This window comes from uncultured Nitratireductor sp. (genome assembly GCF_913053745.1).
Taxonomy (GTDB): domain Bacteria; phylum Pseudomonadota; class Alphaproteobacteria; order Rhizobiales; family Rhizobiaceae; genus Nitratireductor.
On sequence record NZ_CAJXGF010000111.1, the window covers coordinates 1 to 15,482 of the forward strand.

The window sequence follows — 15,482 nt, forward strand, 5'->3', positions numbered from 1 at the left end:
CGCGCTTGTCACCGGCGGCACGCGCGGCATCGGTGCCGATGTCGTCGAACGGCTGCTTGAAGCGGGGGCAAGCGTGCTGTTCACCGGCACCGATGCCGAACGCGGCCGAGACGCCGAGCGGCGTTCCGGCGGAACGTTTCTACGTGCCGATGCGGCGTCTCCGGATCACGCACGCCTGATCGCCGCCGACATCGAAAATCGTTTCGGCAAGCTGGATATCCTCGTGAACAATGCCGGCGGCCTGGGCGTTCCGCAGGGCGTGGAGGACACGACCTCTGAAGCGCTGGATCATACGCTCGCGGTTCATCTGCGCGCGCCATGGCTGCTCATGTCCGCGCTGGTGCCGTTTATGCGGCCTGGAGGTGGCAGCATCGTCAATATGGCGTCGATAGCCGGGCATCGCGTCGGCGCATCGTCCGTTGCCTACTCGGTCAGCAAAGCCGCGCTGCTTCATCTCACACGCTGCGCCGCGGCCGAATTCGGCAAGGATGGTATAAGGGTCAACTCGATCTCGCCGGGCTTCGTATCGACAGGAATCCATGCCGCAGCAATCCCGGGTGACGAAGAGCGCGGTGAACGGTTCGTGCGAGGACTCGGCAAAGTGTTCGTTTCGCGCCAGGCATTGCCCCGTCTTGGCCAGGCAGGCAACATTGCCGATATTGTGCTCTTCCTCGCTTCGGATGCCTCAGCGTTCATGACGGGGTCCGACGTCGTTGCCGATGGCGGTCTGATGTGGGGGAGAGACAGCCTTGGCTGACACCGTACGGGACACCATGACCACCACGCCGCATACCAAAGACGCGATTCGCGACGAACTCATGCGGATCATCGCCCGCGAAGGTGAGCTCGAGCCCGAGCGGCTCGTTCCGGACGCCACCCTCGACACCATCGGCATCGCCTCGCACGATCTTGTGCTCATCCTTATGAGCATTGAAGAGACGTTCGATCTCTACGTCACCGTCGACAGTGATTTCGCCGACGTCGAAACGCTCGATCAGTTGCTTAACCTCCTGACCGAGCGCATCCGGGAGCATCAGGCCGAAGCCGCTGCCCCCGCAACCGCCTGACATGGCGAGATCAGTTGCAATCACCGGCATGGGCGCGGTCACCGCCGCCGGTCTGGGCGCAGACGCTCTCTGGAATGCCGCCCGGACAGGCAACTCTGCCGTGCGCGAGGTCGATTTGCCCGGTCGCGAGAATGCGCGTGTCAACATCGCGGCGGCGATTGGCGGTTCCACGGACGAAGCCATCGCAGAATACACCAATGCGACAACGGATCGCTTCGCCGCAATGACACTTCTGGCGACGGAAGAGGCCTTTGGGCAGGCAGGGCTGACACAGCGGTCGCTTGAAGAGCGATGCGGCATTGTTCTGGGCACCGGCGCCGGCGGTGCCGTCAGCACCGACCGAAACGCCCGCGCTTTCTATGTAAAGGACGTGGACGCAGAACCGATGAGCGTTCCGAAGGTCATGCCCAATGCCGCCGCCTCCCTCATATCGATGAAACACGGAATAACCGGCCCGGCGCTGACGATCTCTACCGCCTGCGCCTCTTCCGCACAGGCCATCGGTCTGGGCTTCGAGATGGTCCGCTCCGGCGCGCTTGACCGGGTCGTCGTCGGCGGTTCTGAAGCCATGCTTACTCCCGCCGTTTTTCGCGCCTGGGAGATGTTGCATGTTCTGACCCCCACGGCATCACGCCCCTTCTCCACTCGCCGCGATGGCATGGTGCTCGGCGAAGGCGCAGCCATTTTTGTCCTGGAAGCCGCAGATTCCGCCACCGCGCGCGGCGCGGAAAGCCTCGCAATTCTGGCAGGTTACGGAACTTCCAGCGATGCGCGCGACATGCTGCGGCCCGATGCCGAAGGCGCGGCGCGCGCCATGCGGCTGGCCCTGCAATCGGCAAACCTGCCGCCGGCAGCGATCGATTACATAAACGCCCACGGCACCGGCACGGTCTATAACGATCTCGCCGAGGCGCGGGCGCTCCGTATGGTGTTCGGTGAACAGACCCAAACCATGCCGGTCTCATCCACGAAGCCTATTCACGGACATTGTATCGGAGCGGCTGGGGCGATCGAGCTGATCGTCACCGTTTCGGCTCTGCATGCCCAGATCGTACCACCCACGATCAACTGGCTTGGCGCCGACCCGAAATGTCCACTCGATCCAGTGCCGAACGAGAGCCGCCCGGTGGGGATGGAAGCCGCGCTCTGCAACTCCTTCGCCTTCGGCGGCATCAATGCAAGCCTGGTGGTGCGGCGCGATCAGCGATAGCGACCGTGCTTCTGCAGCACTTCGATCTTGTAACCGTCGGGATCCTGAACGAAGAAAAAGCGCGCCAGGAGCGTGCCCTCGCGTTCGAAAGCAATGATATCACGCGGGGTGAGGCCAGCCGCCTTGAAACGGGCGTGTTCAGCTTCGAGATCGTCCACCGCAACCGCCAGGTGACCGTAGCCGTCGCCCAGGTCGTAGGGCTCTGTCTGCCCCTTATTGACGGTGAGTTCGACCTCGAAGTCCGCTTCCGCATTGCGCAGATAGACCAGTGTGAACCCGTCGAAGTCGAAGCGGTCCGCGACCTCGAGCCCGAACGCCTCTTCGTAGAAGGCAACCGACTTTGCCTCGTCCAACACACGGATCATTGTATGAATGCACTTGGCCAAAACGCCTCCAATTGCTTTTCCGATGGCGCTGGCGAAACCCAGACGCCGTGTTCCTGTTTGCGGAAGCACGCCAATAGCAGACGCGGCGCGCAAATGTGATGGTATCCTGCCGCCGGGTCACCGGAAACGTTGATGCCTGACGGAATGAATGCTAGCTCACGTAATGTTACAATTTTTATCCCGAGGGAGGTTCACGTGAACAGACGGCGTTTTGCGATCATTGGTGCGGTTTTGTGCGGCATCGCCGCCAGCGGCGTAGCGCTCGCCCAGCAGCCACAATTCTTCCGGATCGGCACCGGCGGCACCGCTGGCACCTATTATCCGATTGGCGGGCTCATCGCCAACGCCATCTCCAATCCACCCGGATCGCGTGCCTGTGACGAAGGCGGATCGTGCGGTGTGCCCGGCCTGATCGCCACCGCACTTTCGGCCAATGGATCGGTGGCCAATGTCAACGCCATCGCGGGCGGCTCGCTCGAATCCGGTTTCTCTCAATCGGACGTCGCCACCTGGGCACACAGCGGCACCGGCATCTGGGAAGACCGCGAACCGGTGGAGAAGCTGCGCGCCATCGCCAATCTCTATCCTGAAACGATTCATCTGGTCGCCAGCGCCGAGAGCGGCATCGACAGCGTCGATGATCTCGCCGGCAAGCGCGTTTCCCTCGACGAGCCGGGGTCCGGAACGCTCGTCGACGCCCGCATCATACTCGAGGCCTACGGGCTCTCCGAGGAGGATGTCGAAGCCCACTATCTGAAACCCGACCAGGCCGCCGAACGCATGCGCGACGGCGCGATGGACGCCTTCTTCTTCGTCGGCGGTTTCCCGGCCGGCGCAATCGCCGAGCTGGCCAGCCAGCACGACGTAACGCTGGTTTCGATCTCGGGAGACGAGGCTTCGGCGGTGACAGGCGAACACGGCTTTTTTGCCGCCAACACCGTCCCGGCCGGCACCTATGAGGGTGTCGATGAGGATGTCACCACGCTGTCTGTGGGCGCCCAGTGGATAACCAGCGTCGACCAACCGGAAGAGATGATTTACGAGATCACCAAGGCTTTGTGGAACGACAACACCCGCAAGCTTCTGGACGCCGGCCATCTGAAGGGTCGCCAGATCACGCTCGACACAGCGCTCGACGGTGTCGGCATTCCGCTGCATCCCGGTGCCGAGAAGTTCTACCGCGAAGCGGGCGTGCTGGGCGAATAACGCTCGACAACAGCGTCGACAAGAACAACGGACTCGACCCGCAAAATCGGGCCGGGTCCGTTCTTTCAGGTATCGACACACGGATACCGTGATTTTCCGAAAGGCTTTGCAGGATGGCCGACCCGTCTGAAACCGAACGCGCCGAAGCCCTGAGCGACGAGCAGATGAAGGCGCTCGAAGAGCGTTACGATCCGGAGGTCCGCTTCAGGGCCCTGCCGGCGCTGCTTGGCTGGATCGCCGGCGGCGCGCTGTTCATCCTGTCCTGCTATCATTACTACACCGCCGGCTATGGCATCCCGCAGGCGACAACGCATCGCGGCCTGCATCTGGCCTTCACCCTGGCCTTGATCTTTGTCTTCTTCGCTGCATGGAACCAACCGCGCGAGCCGCGCCGCGGACTTCTCTACCCGCTCGGCATGCCTGTTCTCGACTGGCTTTTTGCCATCGCCGGGGCGGTCTCGGCGCTCTATGTGCCCTGGATTTTCAACGATCTGGCTTTCCGCGTCGGCGATCCGCTGCCCATCGATGTCGTCATGGGAACGGTGCTGATCGTCGTTCTGCTCGAAGCGACGCGACGGGCCATGGGCTGGCCCCTGCCCGTCATCGCCCTGCTGTTCATTGCCTATGCTTATTTCGGCCAGGCGATGCCGGGCATCCTCGCGCATCCGGGCGCAAGCTGGGACAACATCGTCAACCATCTCTACCTGACGAGCCAGGGCATCTACGGAACGGCACTCGGAGTCATCTCCACCTATGTGTTCCATTTCGTCCTGTTCGGCGTTCTCGCCACACGGATCGGACTCGGTCAGCTCTTCATCGACTTAGCCTCGGCGCTTGCCGGGCGTTATTCCGGAGGGCCGGCCAAGGTGTCAGTCCTCTCTACTGCCATGCTCGGGTCGATTTCCGGCTCATCCATCGCCAATACCGTCACCACCGGTTCACTCACCATCCCGGCGATGATCCGCATCGGCTACCCACGCCATTTCGCGGCCGCCGTTGAGGCGGCCAGTTCCACCGGCGGCCAGATCACCCCGCCCGTTATGGGCGCGGTCGCGTTTCTGATGATCGAGTATCTGGGCGTACCGCTCACGACGATCCTGACCGCTGCCCTCGTGCCTGCCTTCATGCACTTCTTCGGCGTGCTGGTGCAGGTGCATCTGGAAGCGCGCCGACGCGGCCTGCGCGGCCTGACGAAGGACGAGCTTCCCGTCGCCTGGACCGTCTTCAAGGCCGGCTGGCTGACCACGCTGCCGCTCTTCGTTCTGGTGGCCATCCTCCTGTCGGGCAAGACGCCCTATCTCGCCGCCTTCTGGGGCATCACGGCCTGTCTTCTGGTCCTCGTCATCCAGAACATCGTCCGCCACGACGTAAAGACCGCCATCACCGAAAGCGTGCGCGAAACCTGGGACGGCTTCGTCGTCGGCGCAAAATATTCGCTCTCGGTCACCGCCGCCGCCGCCCTCGTCGGCGTCATCATCGGCGTGGTCACGCTCACCGGCGTCGGCTTCAAGATCGCGTATATGGTAACGTCCGTCGCCGCCGGCTGGGCGCAGAGCGTGGCAGATGGCCTCGCCTTCCTGCCTTTCGAACTCGTCGGCGTGGGTACGCTGACCCTGCTGTTCACGCTCATCATGACCGCAATCGTCTGCGTCCTGATGGGCTGCGGCATCCCGACCACGGCCAACTATCTGATCATGATCGCCGTGGCCGCGCCGATTCTGAACCTGCTCGGCGTCCAGCCCATCGTCGCCCACTTCTTCGTATTCTATTTCGGGGTTCTCGCCGACATAACGCCTCCGGTCGCCTTGGCTGCCTACGCCGCGGCCGGCATAGCCGGAGCAAACGCCTTCAAGGCCGGCAACACCGCCTTCCGGCTCGGCATGGGCAAGGCGCTGGTGCCGTTCGTCTTCGTCTTCTCGCCCTCCATGCTGCTCGTCACCGACGGTTTCACCTGGAACGAATTTTTCGTAGCGACCATCGGTGCCATGCTCGGTATCTGGATGCTGTCGGCGGCCTTCTCAAACTGGCTCTTCGCACCGCTGCGTGTTTATGAGCGGCTGCTTCTTGCACTCGCCGCCATTCTCTTTGTCTCACCGGATCTCTATGCCACCCTGGCCGGCGCCTTCATCGCTCTGCCGGTGTTCCTGCGGCAGATGGCGGGACGCCGGGAAGCGCGCGCCTCCAGTTCCTGAAAACCGGAACACACAGCCGTCTTGCCGAGCTGTTGAAAGCTGATTACGCTTCCCCCGCCCTCATCCGCATGGAGAGCAGATGAGGGCGGGAGGAAATGTATGCTGTCTAATGAGACAAACAGCCTGGCACCGCTTGATGCCTTCCAGGCTGGTGTGCGCAATGTTTGCGGGCAGTTTCTGGTGTCGCCGCCGGATGGCGCGCGCGACATGCGCGGGCTCATCACATTGAAACAGCGCCAGGCGCTGGCCGTGGCGGTCGTGCGCAACAGCGCCGCGCGCATCAACCGGGATTGGCGCTGCATCCGGCAGGATTCCGCCGAGCACCTCTTTCTGGTCCTGCAGAAATCGGGACATTCGGTCATGCGGCAGGGCGATGCCGATGTACGCCTGGCACCCGGCGACTTCATCATGATCGATTCGGCCTATCCGTCGCGCTTTCTCTATGGCGATAGCGGCAGCCTGCAATATTCCGTCCACCTGAACCGCTCCGAATTTGCCCACCGCTTTGGCACCGCGGCCCTTGGTGGCTGCCCGATCCCGGGCTCTACCGAGATCGGCATGGCCCTGCGCGCCACAATCGACCGCCTCGTCAATTCAGAAGACGCCGCCGCCAAGCAGCATTTCATCGGCGAAGCCTTCTTCAATCTGATGGGCGCCTATCTCTGCGGTCTCGAAGCCGGCACTCTGGCCTCCGCCAAAACCAGCGATGAACTGCTTGTCGCCAAGGCGCGGGCCTATATCCGCCAGCGCTTCCGCGATCCCGCGTGCACACCAGCCAGCGTCGCATCGGCCATGGGAGTCAGCCTGCGCGCCCTGCAGCGCCGGTTCCAGGCTGCAGGCTTGTCCCTGTCCGAGCGCCTTATCGCCACACGGCTCGATTATGTCTGCGACCGTCTTATAGCCCAGAAGAGTGCAGGCACTTCGGAGCGCATCTCCACCATCGCCTTTGACGCGGGTTTCAACGACCTGTCCTATTTCAATCGCCAGTTCCGGGCACGTTTCAGGGTCCCACCCGGCGAATACCGCCTTCACGCAGCGACGTCATCGGCCAAGAACCCGACGCAATAGTCCAAGACCGTTGGCCGAATGCGCCTCCACTATGACCGATTGATGCCGCCTGAAAAGCGGCGCTATCGGGAGGAGGAAGACAATGGCCGATACGGCAAAGGAAGCAACCAGCGATCCGTTCCACAACATCATCAACGGGCGCGCGACGCCGGGCGCAGAAACGTTTCCCGTCCTCGATCCGGCGAATGGCGCACTGGTCGGCCATATGCCGCTCGGCACACCGGGTGACCTTGATGATGCCGTAGAAGCCGCACGCAATGCATTCCCGGGCTGGGCCGCCACCAGCGATGCCGACCGAAAGGCCGCCTGCCTGAAGATTGCCGACCTCCTCGAGCAAAGCATCCCGGAGCTCGCACCACTTCTGACGGCTGAACAGGGCAAGCCCATTGGCGGTTTCGGCTCGCAGTGGGAGATCGGCGCCGCCGCCGCGTGGACCCGACACACAGCGGGTCTCGAACTGCCCGTCTCCGTCCTGCAGGACAACAATGAGGGCCGCGTCGAGGTTCATCGCAAGCCCATTGGCGTCGTCGGCTCCATCACGCCGTGGAACTTCCCGGTGCTGATTGCCGCCTGGCACATCATTCCCGCCGTGCGCGCCGGCAATTGCGTGGTCATCAAGCCCTCGCCCAACACACCGCTCGCCACGATCCGTTTCGTCGAGATCATCAACCAGGTGCTGCCGGCCGGCGTGGTCAATATCGTGTGTGGCGCAGATGAAATCGGCGCGGCCATATCCGCCCATCCCGGCATCGACAAGATGGTGTTCACCGGCTCCACCGGCACCGGCCGCAAGATCATGGCCTCGGCCGCCGAAACGGTAAAACGCCTGACGCTTGAACTCGGCGGCAATGATGCAGCCATCGTGCTTCCCGATGTCGATCCGCAGGCCATCGCCGAAGGGCTCTTCTGGGGCGCGTTCCTCAATAACGGCCAGACCTGCGCCTGCATCAAGCGGCTCTATGTGCACGACAGCATTTATGACGCCGTTTGCGATGCGCTATCAGCGCTGGCCGCCGCCATTCCCATGGGCGACGGACGGCAGGACGGCGTCGCCCTCGGCCCGGTGCAGAACGCCATGCAGTTCGAGCGCGTGAAAGAGTTGGTCGAGGAGGCGAAAACCGCCGGAGCACGCATTCTCACCGGCGGTTCACCGTCGGGTGGGACCGGTTACTTCTATCCCGCAACCATCGTCGCCGATGCCGAACACGGCATGCGCCTTGTCGATGAAGAGCAGTTCGGCCCGGTCCTGCCGGTCATTCGCTACACGGATGTGGAGGCCGTGATCGCACGCGCCAACGACAACCCGAACGGCCTTGGCGGCTCCGTCTGGTCGCAGGACACTGAACGCGCCAAGGCGCTGGCGCTGCAGCTCGAATGCGGCACCGCATGGATCAACAAGCACGGCATGATCCAGCCCAACGCGCCCTTCGGCGGCATCAAGCAATCCGGTATCGGCGTACAGTTCGCCGAGGCAGGGCTGATGGAGAACACCATCGGCCAGACCCTGATCATGTAACGGCCCGGTTCAAGAGGAGGAGACACGATGAAAAGACACTTATCCGCCACCTGCGCGGCCATGGCTCTCACCGTCTTTTGCGGAAGCGCCTTCGCGCACCCGCTCGACGGCCTATCCAAGGAGGAGATCGCCGAAGTCGTCACCATCATGAAATCCGACGATCGGATTTCCGACGAGGCCCGCTTTCCGCTGATCGAACTGAAAGAACCGGAAAAGGCCGAGGTTCTTGCCTGGAAGGAAGGCGAGGATGGCCCGCGCGCCGCAACCGTCCATGTCATCTCCGGCGATGAGTCCTACAAGGCCGAGGTCAATCTCGTTTCCGGCGAAATCAGCGATTTCGGCGCCATTGGCGGCCAGCACATGGTGCTTCTGGAAGAATTCATCGGAGCCATGGACCTGGCCCTTTCCGACGAGAACTTCGTCGCGGCCCTCGCAAAGCGCGACCTGGAACCCGGCGACGTGTTCTGCCTGCCGCTGACGGCTGGTTCCTTCGACGTTGAAGCCGAAGCCGGTCAGCGCCTGATGAAGGTGCCCTGCTACGTCAATCCGACCGGCTCGAATTTCTACGCCAAGCCCATCGAGGGGCTTTACGCCGTGGTCGATCTCGCCGGCGAAACCGTCGTGGAAGTGATCGACAATGGCGTCGTTCCGGTGCCGCAGGATGCTTGGGGTTATATGGAAGACGAGGTCGAAGCGCGCACGGGCGCATTGCGGCCCGAAAGCAATCCTGCCGTGCTGCGTCAGGAAGGCGACCCCAACTTCACCATCGACGGAAGCATGGTGAACTGGGATATCTGGCGTTTTCGCTGGCGTGTCGACAAGCGCCCCGGCGTGGTTCTCTCTAACATCGAGGTGAACGACCGCGACGACTGGCGCTCAGTGCTCTACCAGGCGCATCTGTCGGAAGTCTTCGTGCCCTATATGGACCCGGACGAAGGCTGGTACTGGCGCACCTACATGGACAGTGGCGAATATGGCTTCGGCATATTCCTGAGCCCGCTGCGCGCCGGTGTGGACTGTCCATCCTATGCTCGTTTCCTGCCCGCCACCGTGCATGACGATCTGGGCAATCCGATCGAGATCCCGGATGCGCTGTGCATCTTCGAACGCAATATCGGCGACCCCGCCTGGCGGCACTACGAGATCTTCGCCCAAAGCGAGGAGCAGGCGGTGCCCGCGGAAGGCCGACCCGCCAGCGAGCTGGTCGTCCGCTCCGCCTCGCAGGTGGGCAATTACGACTATCTCATCGACTATGTGTTCGAGCAGAACGGGCGCATTCGCGTGATGGTCGGCGCAACCGGCCTCGATGCGGTGAAGGGTGTTGCCTCCACCTCCATGGAGGATGCGACCGCCGAACAGGAAACCCGTTACGGCACGCTGATCGTGCCCAATCTGGTCGCACCCAATCATGACCACTTCTTCAACTTCCGGCTCGATTTCGACATTGACGGTCAGGACAATATCTTCATGCGCACCGGCCTCGTGAAAGGCGACATGCCCGGCGACGTGCCACGCCGCTCCATGTGGGTGACCGAGGCGAAAATGCCGAAGACGGAAATGGAAGCGCGCTATCGGGTAAACCCGGCAACGCCGGCCATGTATCATGTCATGAACATGGATCGAAAAATCGGCGTCGGCCATGCGCCGGGCTACATGATCCTGCCGCAGAACAGCGTTGCCTACAGCCCGCTGGACACGGAAAACGACCCGCCCGCGAAGCGCAACGCCTATATCGACTATACGTTCTGGAACACGCCCTATGCGGCGAACGAACGTTATGCCGGCGGCGAGTATGCCTTCCAGAGCGACGGGTCCGACACGCTGGCCGAGTGGGTCAAGCAGGACCGCAACATCGACAACACCGACATCGTAACCTGGTACACGATGGGCTTCCATCATGTGCCGCAGATGGAGGACTGGCCGGTCATGTCGACCATGTGGAAGGGCATCACGTTGAAGCCCTACAACTTCTTCCCGCACAATCCGGCGCTTACCGTGAGGCTGCCGGAAAACTAAAACCACACCCGGGAAAAGAGGCGGCTCCCAGGCCGCCTCATCTCACCGGACTCCATCCGCCGGAAACATCCCCGCCACGGTGTCGGCCAGATGCTGCAACGCCGTACTCGCGTCCGTGACGCGCCAGGCAAAGCCGATCTCGATTTCCGGCTGCTGTTCGGCGAGCCTGAAATAGGCGACTCCTGGCCGGATCAAGCGGCGCATTGTGCTGGGTACGAAAGCAATGCCGAGCGCACTTGAAACGAGGTTGATGATGGTTTGCATCTGCACCGCCTGCTGCCCCTGAAAGGGTATCGCTTCATGCTCCGCATAGTAGCGTGTGACAAGATCGTGCAGCACCGGCGCGCTGCGGCGCGGAAACAGAATAACCGGCAGATTGCACAAAGTGGCAAAGTCGAGCTTTCCGCCCTGCGGCACCACCCGACCGGAAATCACCCATTCCTCCGGCACCGCCACCACCAGCTTGTCCGTCTCCACGGGTCGATAGCTCAAAGGCGGGTGCAGGGCCCCGCGCGGTGGGCTGATGATGATGCCGGCATCGAGCGCGCCATCGAGAAGCTCGGCGATCTGAACATCGCTCGTCGCCTCGTTCAGCACCAACTCGACCTCGGGAAACCGTTCCTTGAAGCGCCGGACGAGCGTGGGCAGGAAACTGTAACTGACAAAACTGATGAAGGAGAGACGCACCCTGCCGACCTCACCGCGGGAAAGCTGTTGCGCCGTCTGCGGCAGACGCACGGCTTCCTCCAGAACCCGCCGCGCATGCGGCAACCATTCGCGCCCCACCGGCGTCAGCGCCACGCTGCGCCGTGTGCGCTCGAAAAGAGTCAGTCCCAGATCCATCTCCAGCGCCTGTATGCTCTGGCTCAGCGGCGGCTGCGTCATACCCAGGCGTTCGGCCGCACGGCCGAAATGCAACTCCTCGGCAACAGCAACGAAATGTCTGATCTGGCGAAGGTCCATAAAGCTATCATTCATAATACATATCAATATGATATTTTATATATATTTTTCATATCATTCAAACACGCCTAGCTTGCGCTCGAATGGCGAAGAGAACCGCCGGGAGACAGCCATGGCCGCAATCGACCGATCGAAAACCATCACGCAAGGCATCGAGCGCTCACCCAACCGGGCAATGTATTACGCACTCGGTTATCGGGAAGAAGACTTTTCCAAACCGATGATCGGCATCGCCAACGGGCACTCGACCATCACGCCCTGTAATGCCGGCCTGCAGCCCTTGGCCGATGCTGCCGTGGAAGCCGTGCATGAAGCCGGCGGCAACCCTCAGACATTCGGTGTGCCGACCATTTCCGACGGCATGTCCATGGGCACGGAGGGCATGAAATACTCGCTCGTCTCCCGCGAAGTCATTGCCGATTGCGTCGAAACCACAGTCCAGGGGCAATGGATGGATGGCGTTCTCGTCATCGGCGGCTGCGACAAGAACAAACCGGGCGGCATGATCGGCATCGCCCGTGCCAATGTGCCGGCCATCTATGTCTATGGAGGCACTGTCCTGCCCGGACGGCTGGCCGGCAAAGACCTGAATCTGGTCTCGGCCTTCGAGGCGGTCGGCGCGCTCAAGGCCAACCGCATCTCCGAAAGCGAATTCGATGCCATCGAGCGCAACGCCGTCCCTGGCACCGGCGCATGCGGCGGCATGTATACCGCCAACACGATGAGTTCTTCTTTCGAGGCGCTCGGCATGTCGTTGCTCGGCTCGTCCACCATGGCCAATGTCGACGAAGAGAAGCGACTGTCGGCGGCGCGCTCGGCCAAAGTTCTGCTTGATGCGGTGCGCGCCGGGCTCAAACCGCGTGACATCATCACCCGTAAGAGCGTGGAGAATGCGATAGCCCTCGTAATGGCGACTGGAGGCTCCACCAACGCTGTATTGCACTATCTCGCTATCTGCCGCGCGGCCGAGGTGGAGTGGGCACTCGAAGATTTTGAACGTGTGCGGCGCAAGGTGCCGGTGCTTTGCGATCTCAAACCGTCGGGCCGCTATATGGCGGTTGACCTTCATCGCGCCGGCGGCATCCCGCAAGTGCTTAAAATATTGCTCGAAGCCGGCCTCCTTCACGGCGACTGCGTGACCATCACCGGCCGCACACTGGCCGACGAGTTGGCAAGAACTCCCGCAACGGTAGCACCGGATCAAGACGTGATCCGCCCGATCGATGCTCCCCTTTATCCGGAAGGCCATTTGGCGATCCTGAAAGGCAACCTCGCTGAAGACGGTGCGGTGGCCAAGATTTCCGGCCTCAAATCGCCCCGTATCACCGGCCCCGCCCGCGTCTTCGAGGACGAACAATCGGCCATGAATGCGATCCTGTCCGACCGGATCCGCCCCGGCGATGTTCTGGTCCTGCGTTATCTTGGACCGAGAGGTGGACCGGGCATGCCGGAAATGCTGGCGCCCAGCTCCGCGCTGATCGGGCGCGGGCTCGGCGAGACGGTCGGACTCATCACCGACGGGCGGTTTTCCGGCGGCTCCTGGGGCCTACTCGTTGGTCACGTCACACCGGAAGCGTATGAAGGCGGCACCATTGCACTGGTCGAGGAGGGCGACACGATTACCATCGATGCCACCCACCGCCTGCTGCAGTTGAATGTGGACGACGACGAACTCGCGCACCGCCGTGCGCACTGGCGCAAACCCGCGCCGCGTTACCGCAACGGAGTTTTGGCCAAATTTGCAAAACTTGCGGGTCCTGCAAGCACTGGCGCATTGACTGAATAGGTCTGATACGCCAGACGCTTTATCCGAATGGGAGAACTGAATCGCAACGAAATTCCACGATGGGAGAGAGGCATGAAATTTTACGCAAGAAATTGGGGGCCGTTCGCGGCACTTGTAACCGCGCTCGGCGTTTTCGCGAGCGCGTCGGCCGCACAGGCCCAACAGGAAATCAAAATCGGTTATGCGCTGGCGCCGACCTCGCATTACGGTGTCGCGGCCGAGAAATGGCAGGAAGTGGTCGAGGCGAATACCGACGGCCGTTATTCCTTCCGTCACTTCCCCTCCTCCGGTCTCGGCGGTGAACGCGAAGTGATCGAAGGCCTGCAGATCGGCACAATCGAAGCCACCATCGTTTCGTCCGGCACGCTCAGCAACTTCGTGCCTGAGACCGGCGTTTTCGACATTCCGTTCCTGTTCCGCGATCTGGCGCACGCCCGCAATGTTCTCGATGGCGAAATCGGCCAGAACATTCTTGCCAAGTTCGACGATGTCGGCCTGGTGGCGCTCGCATGGGGCGAGCAGGGCTTCCGGCATATCACCAACAATCGCAATACCATCGGTGAGCCTCAGGACGTCGCCGGCCTGAAGCTGCGCACGATGGAAAACCCGATCCACATCACTGCCTTCGAAACGCTCGGCGCCGCGCCGACCCCCATGGCATGGCCGGAAGTCATCAGCTCCCTCCAGCAAGGCACGATCGACGGTCAGGAAAATCCGCTCTCCGTCATCACCTCCGCCAAGCTCTCCGAGGTGCAGAAGTACCTGACCCTCTCCGGCCACGTCTATTCGCCCGCTATGCTGCTCGTTTCCAAGCAGCTCTGGGATGGCATGTCTGACGAGGACAAGCAGACATTCCAGGACGCCGCCACGGAAGCGGTGAACGCGATGCGCGCCTATGTCGACAATGTGGAGACGTCCGGCGTCGAACAGCTCAAGGAAGAAGGCATGGAAGTCGGCGAGCTCACCACTGAGCAGAAAGCCGCCTTTCAGGCAGCCATTCAGCCCGCTTACGAGACCTACTACGAACAGTATGACAAGGCTCTGATCGACCAGATCATCGCAACAGAGTAAGCGCACGGCGCTACACGTACCGGGTGGCGGCGGGACAGGCCGCCACCCGGGCTTTTTGTTTCAGTTGAAATTTTTCGCTGCCAAGCGGTTCCCACCCATTGCAATGATGAGCTAAACAATGCCCGTTCAACGGGCCAGGGCGCAGCCGACGCCATGCTTGGGGAAGGTCATTGAAAACGTTCGAGCGATATTTCGTTGCCCTCAACAAATGGGCCCTGGTGCTGCTCCTGGGCGCCATGGCGGTGATCGTCTTCGCCAATGTATCGCTGCGTTATCTTACCAATTTCTCCATCACATGGTCAGAGGAAGTCGCCCGCTACCTGATGATCTGGATGACATTTATCGGCGCCGGTCTCGCCCTGCGCGCCGGCGGTCATGTCGCCGTCGGCAATTTCCAGGAAATGCTCGGCACCAAGAGCCAGCGCGCCCTGCGCATTCTCATCTTGTGCCTGCTACTGGCTTTCTTCGCGATCATGATCTGGATGGGCATGGACTATATGGATCGGGCCCGCTTCCAGCTCACGCCGGCGACCCGCATCTCGTTCAGCTATATCTATGCCGCCATGCCGATCGGCTTCAGCCTGCTCATCGTGCATCTGCTTCTGGTCGCGCGCTCATTCGTGATGGAAAACCGGTTCGCCGAAATCGAGGCCGACACCCCATCGACCGCGCTCTTCGAGGGCGGCGACACCCATATCGCAGCCAACCGGGACTAGACGACCGTGGCGCTGATCCTCTTCGCTTCTTTCTTCGTGCTTCTCATCATCGGCATGCCGGTGGCCTTCTCGCTGGCGCTTGCTGTATGGGCGGCGATCAGTTTGGGCAGCACCTACCCGCAGATCGTCATCGTCAAGGAGATGTTCTCCGGTCTGGACAGCTTCCCCCTCATGGCGGTGCCGTTCTTCATCCTGGCGGCCGAACTCATGTCGAGCGGCGCGATGACCCAGATCCTGCTGCGCTTCGCCTCGCAGTTCGTCGGTCATTTCCGCGGCGGACTGGGC

General features: G+C 61.9%; 14 protein-coding genes. 12 read left to right on the forward strand and 2 right to left on the reverse strand.

Going from position 1 to position 15,482, the window contains the following annotated elements:
• The 3 genes from QZ638_RS16670 to QZ638_RS16680 all read left to right on the forward strand — a co-directional run.
• A partial coding sequence (locus tag QZ638_RS16670) for an SDR family NAD(P)-dependent oxidoreductase (RefSeq protein ID WP_295812829.1) occupies nt 1-757 on the forward strand: 757 nt, incomplete at its 5' end.
• Complete coding sequence (locus QZ638_RS16675; protein ID WP_295812831.1) at nt 750-1,067, forward strand: acyl carrier protein; 318 nt, start codon at nt 750-752, stop codon at nt 1,065-1,067. The genes QZ638_RS16670 and QZ638_RS16675, both read left to right, overlap by 8 nt.
• Nucleotide 1,068: 1 nt before the next feature.
• Nucleotides 1,069-2,277: a beta-ketoacyl synthase gene (locus QZ638_RS16680; protein WP_295812833.1), complete on the forward strand. Its 1,209-nt coding sequence runs from the start codon at nt 1,069-1,071 to the stop codon at nt 2,275-2,277.
• Here the strand turns inward: QZ638_RS16680 and QZ638_RS16685 are convergent.
• On the reverse strand, nt 2,268-2,675 hold the full coding sequence (locus QZ638_RS16685) for a VOC family protein (RefSeq protein WP_295812854.1): 408 nt from the start codon (nt 2,673-2,675) through the stop codon (nt 2,268-2,270). The two genes, QZ638_RS16680 and QZ638_RS16685, sit on opposite strands and share 10 nt — an antisense overlap.
• 183 nt (nt 2,676-2,858) lie before the next feature.
• Here QZ638_RS16685 and QZ638_RS16690 point away from each other — a divergent pair, with 183 nt between their 5' ends.
• From QZ638_RS16690 to QZ638_RS16710, 5 genes are all read left to right on the forward strand, one after another.
• Nucleotides 2,859-3,869 carry a TAXI family TRAP transporter solute-binding subunit gene (locus QZ638_RS16690; RefSeq protein ID WP_295812834.1) on the forward strand — a complete coding sequence of 337 codons (1,011 nt, stop codon included), beginning with the start codon at nt 2,859-2,861 and terminating at the stop codon, nt 3,867-3,869.
• A gap of 113 nt (nt 3,870-3,982) precedes the next feature.
• On the forward strand, nt 3,983-6,061 hold the full coding sequence (locus QZ638_RS16695) for a TRAP transporter permease (RefSeq protein ID WP_295812836.1): 2,079 nt from the start codon (nt 3,983-3,985) through the stop codon (nt 6,059-6,061).
• A 99-nt stretch (nt 6,062-6,160) separates the two neighbouring features.
• Complete coding sequence (locus QZ638_RS16700) at nt 6,161-7,129, forward strand: helix-turn-helix domain-containing protein (RefSeq protein WP_295812840.1); 969 nt, start codon at nt 6,161-6,163, stop codon at nt 7,127-7,129.
• A gap of 82 nt (nt 7,130-7,211) precedes the next feature.
• Nucleotides 7,212-8,645, forward strand: a complete 1,434-nt coding sequence (locus tag QZ638_RS16705) for an aldehyde dehydrogenase family protein (RefSeq protein WP_295812842.1) — start codon at nt 7,212-7,214, stop codon at nt 8,643-8,645.
• A gap of 27 nt (nt 8,646-8,672) precedes the next feature.
• Nucleotides 8,673-10,661, forward strand: coding sequence for a tyramine oxidase (locus QZ638_RS16710; protein WP_295812843.1), 1,989 nt, complete (start codon nt 8,673-8,675; stop codon nt 10,659-10,661).
• A 42-nt stretch (nt 10,662-10,703) separates the two neighbouring features.
• Here QZ638_RS16710 and QZ638_RS16715 read toward each other — a convergent pair whose 3' ends face one another.
• A complete protein-coding gene (locus QZ638_RS16715; protein ID WP_295812845.1) occupies nt 10,704-11,639 on the reverse strand; it encodes a LysR family transcriptional regulator in 936 nt (311 codons plus the stop codon).
• A gap of 97 nt (nt 11,640-11,736) precedes the next feature.
• Here QZ638_RS16715 and ilvD point away from each other — a divergent pair, with 97 nt between their 5' ends.
• From ilvD to QZ638_RS16735, 4 genes are all read left to right on the forward strand, one after another.
• Entirely contained in the window at nt 11,737-13,410 is a 1,674-nt protein-coding gene (gene ilvD, locus QZ638_RS16720) for a dihydroxy-acid dehydratase (RefSeq protein WP_295812847.1), read from the forward strand.
• 72 nt (nt 13,411-13,482) lie between these two features.
• Nucleotides 13,483-14,481 (forward strand): TRAP transporter substrate-binding protein, encoded by a 999-nt coding sequence (locus QZ638_RS16725; RefSeq protein WP_295812848.1) that lies wholly within the window; start codon nt 13,483-13,485, stop codon nt 14,479-14,481.
• A gap of 170 nt (nt 14,482-14,651) precedes the next feature.
• Entirely contained in the window at nt 14,652-15,197 is a 546-nt protein-coding gene (locus QZ638_RS16730; RefSeq protein WP_295812850.1) for a TRAP transporter small permease, read from the forward strand.
• Between the two features lie 6 nt (nt 15,198-15,203).
• A partial coding sequence (locus tag QZ638_RS16735; protein ID WP_295812851.1) for a TRAP transporter large permease subunit occupies nt 15,204-15,482 on the forward strand: 279 nt, incomplete at its 3' end.

What these genes read in the sequence shown, in the direction of transcription:
- QZ638_RS16680 (WP_295812833.1), top strand. Translation starts at nt 1,069, where the DNA reads ATGGCGAGATCAGTTGCAATCACCGGCATGGGCGCGGTCACCGCCGCC.
- QZ638_RS16695 (WP_295812836.1), top strand. Translation starts at nt 3,983, where the DNA reads ATGGCCGACCCGTCTGAAACCGAACGCGCCGAAGCCCTGAGCGACGAG.
- QZ638_RS16700 (WP_295812840.1), top strand. Translation starts at nt 6,161, where the DNA reads ATGCTGTCTAATGAGACAAACAGCCTGGCACCGCTTGATGCCTTCCAG.
- QZ638_RS16705 (WP_295812842.1), top strand. Translation starts at nt 7,212, where the DNA reads ATGGCCGATACGGCAAAGGAAGCAACCAGCGATCCGTTCCACAACATC.
- QZ638_RS16710 (WP_295812843.1), top strand. Translation starts at nt 8,673, where the DNA reads ATGAAAAGACACTTATCCGCCACCTGCGCGGCCATGGCTCTCACCGTC.
- QZ638_RS16715 (WP_295812845.1), bottom strand. Translation starts at nt 11,639, where the DNA reads ATGAATGATAGCTTTATGGACCTTCGCCAGATCAGACATTTCGTTGCT.
- ilvD (WP_295812847.1), top strand. Translation starts at nt 11,737, where the DNA reads ATGGCCGCAATCGACCGATCGAAAACCATCACGCAAGGCATCGAGCGC.
- QZ638_RS16725 (WP_295812848.1), top strand. Translation starts at nt 13,483, where the DNA reads ATGAAATTTTACGCAAGAAATTGGGGGCCGTTCGCGGCACTTGTAACC.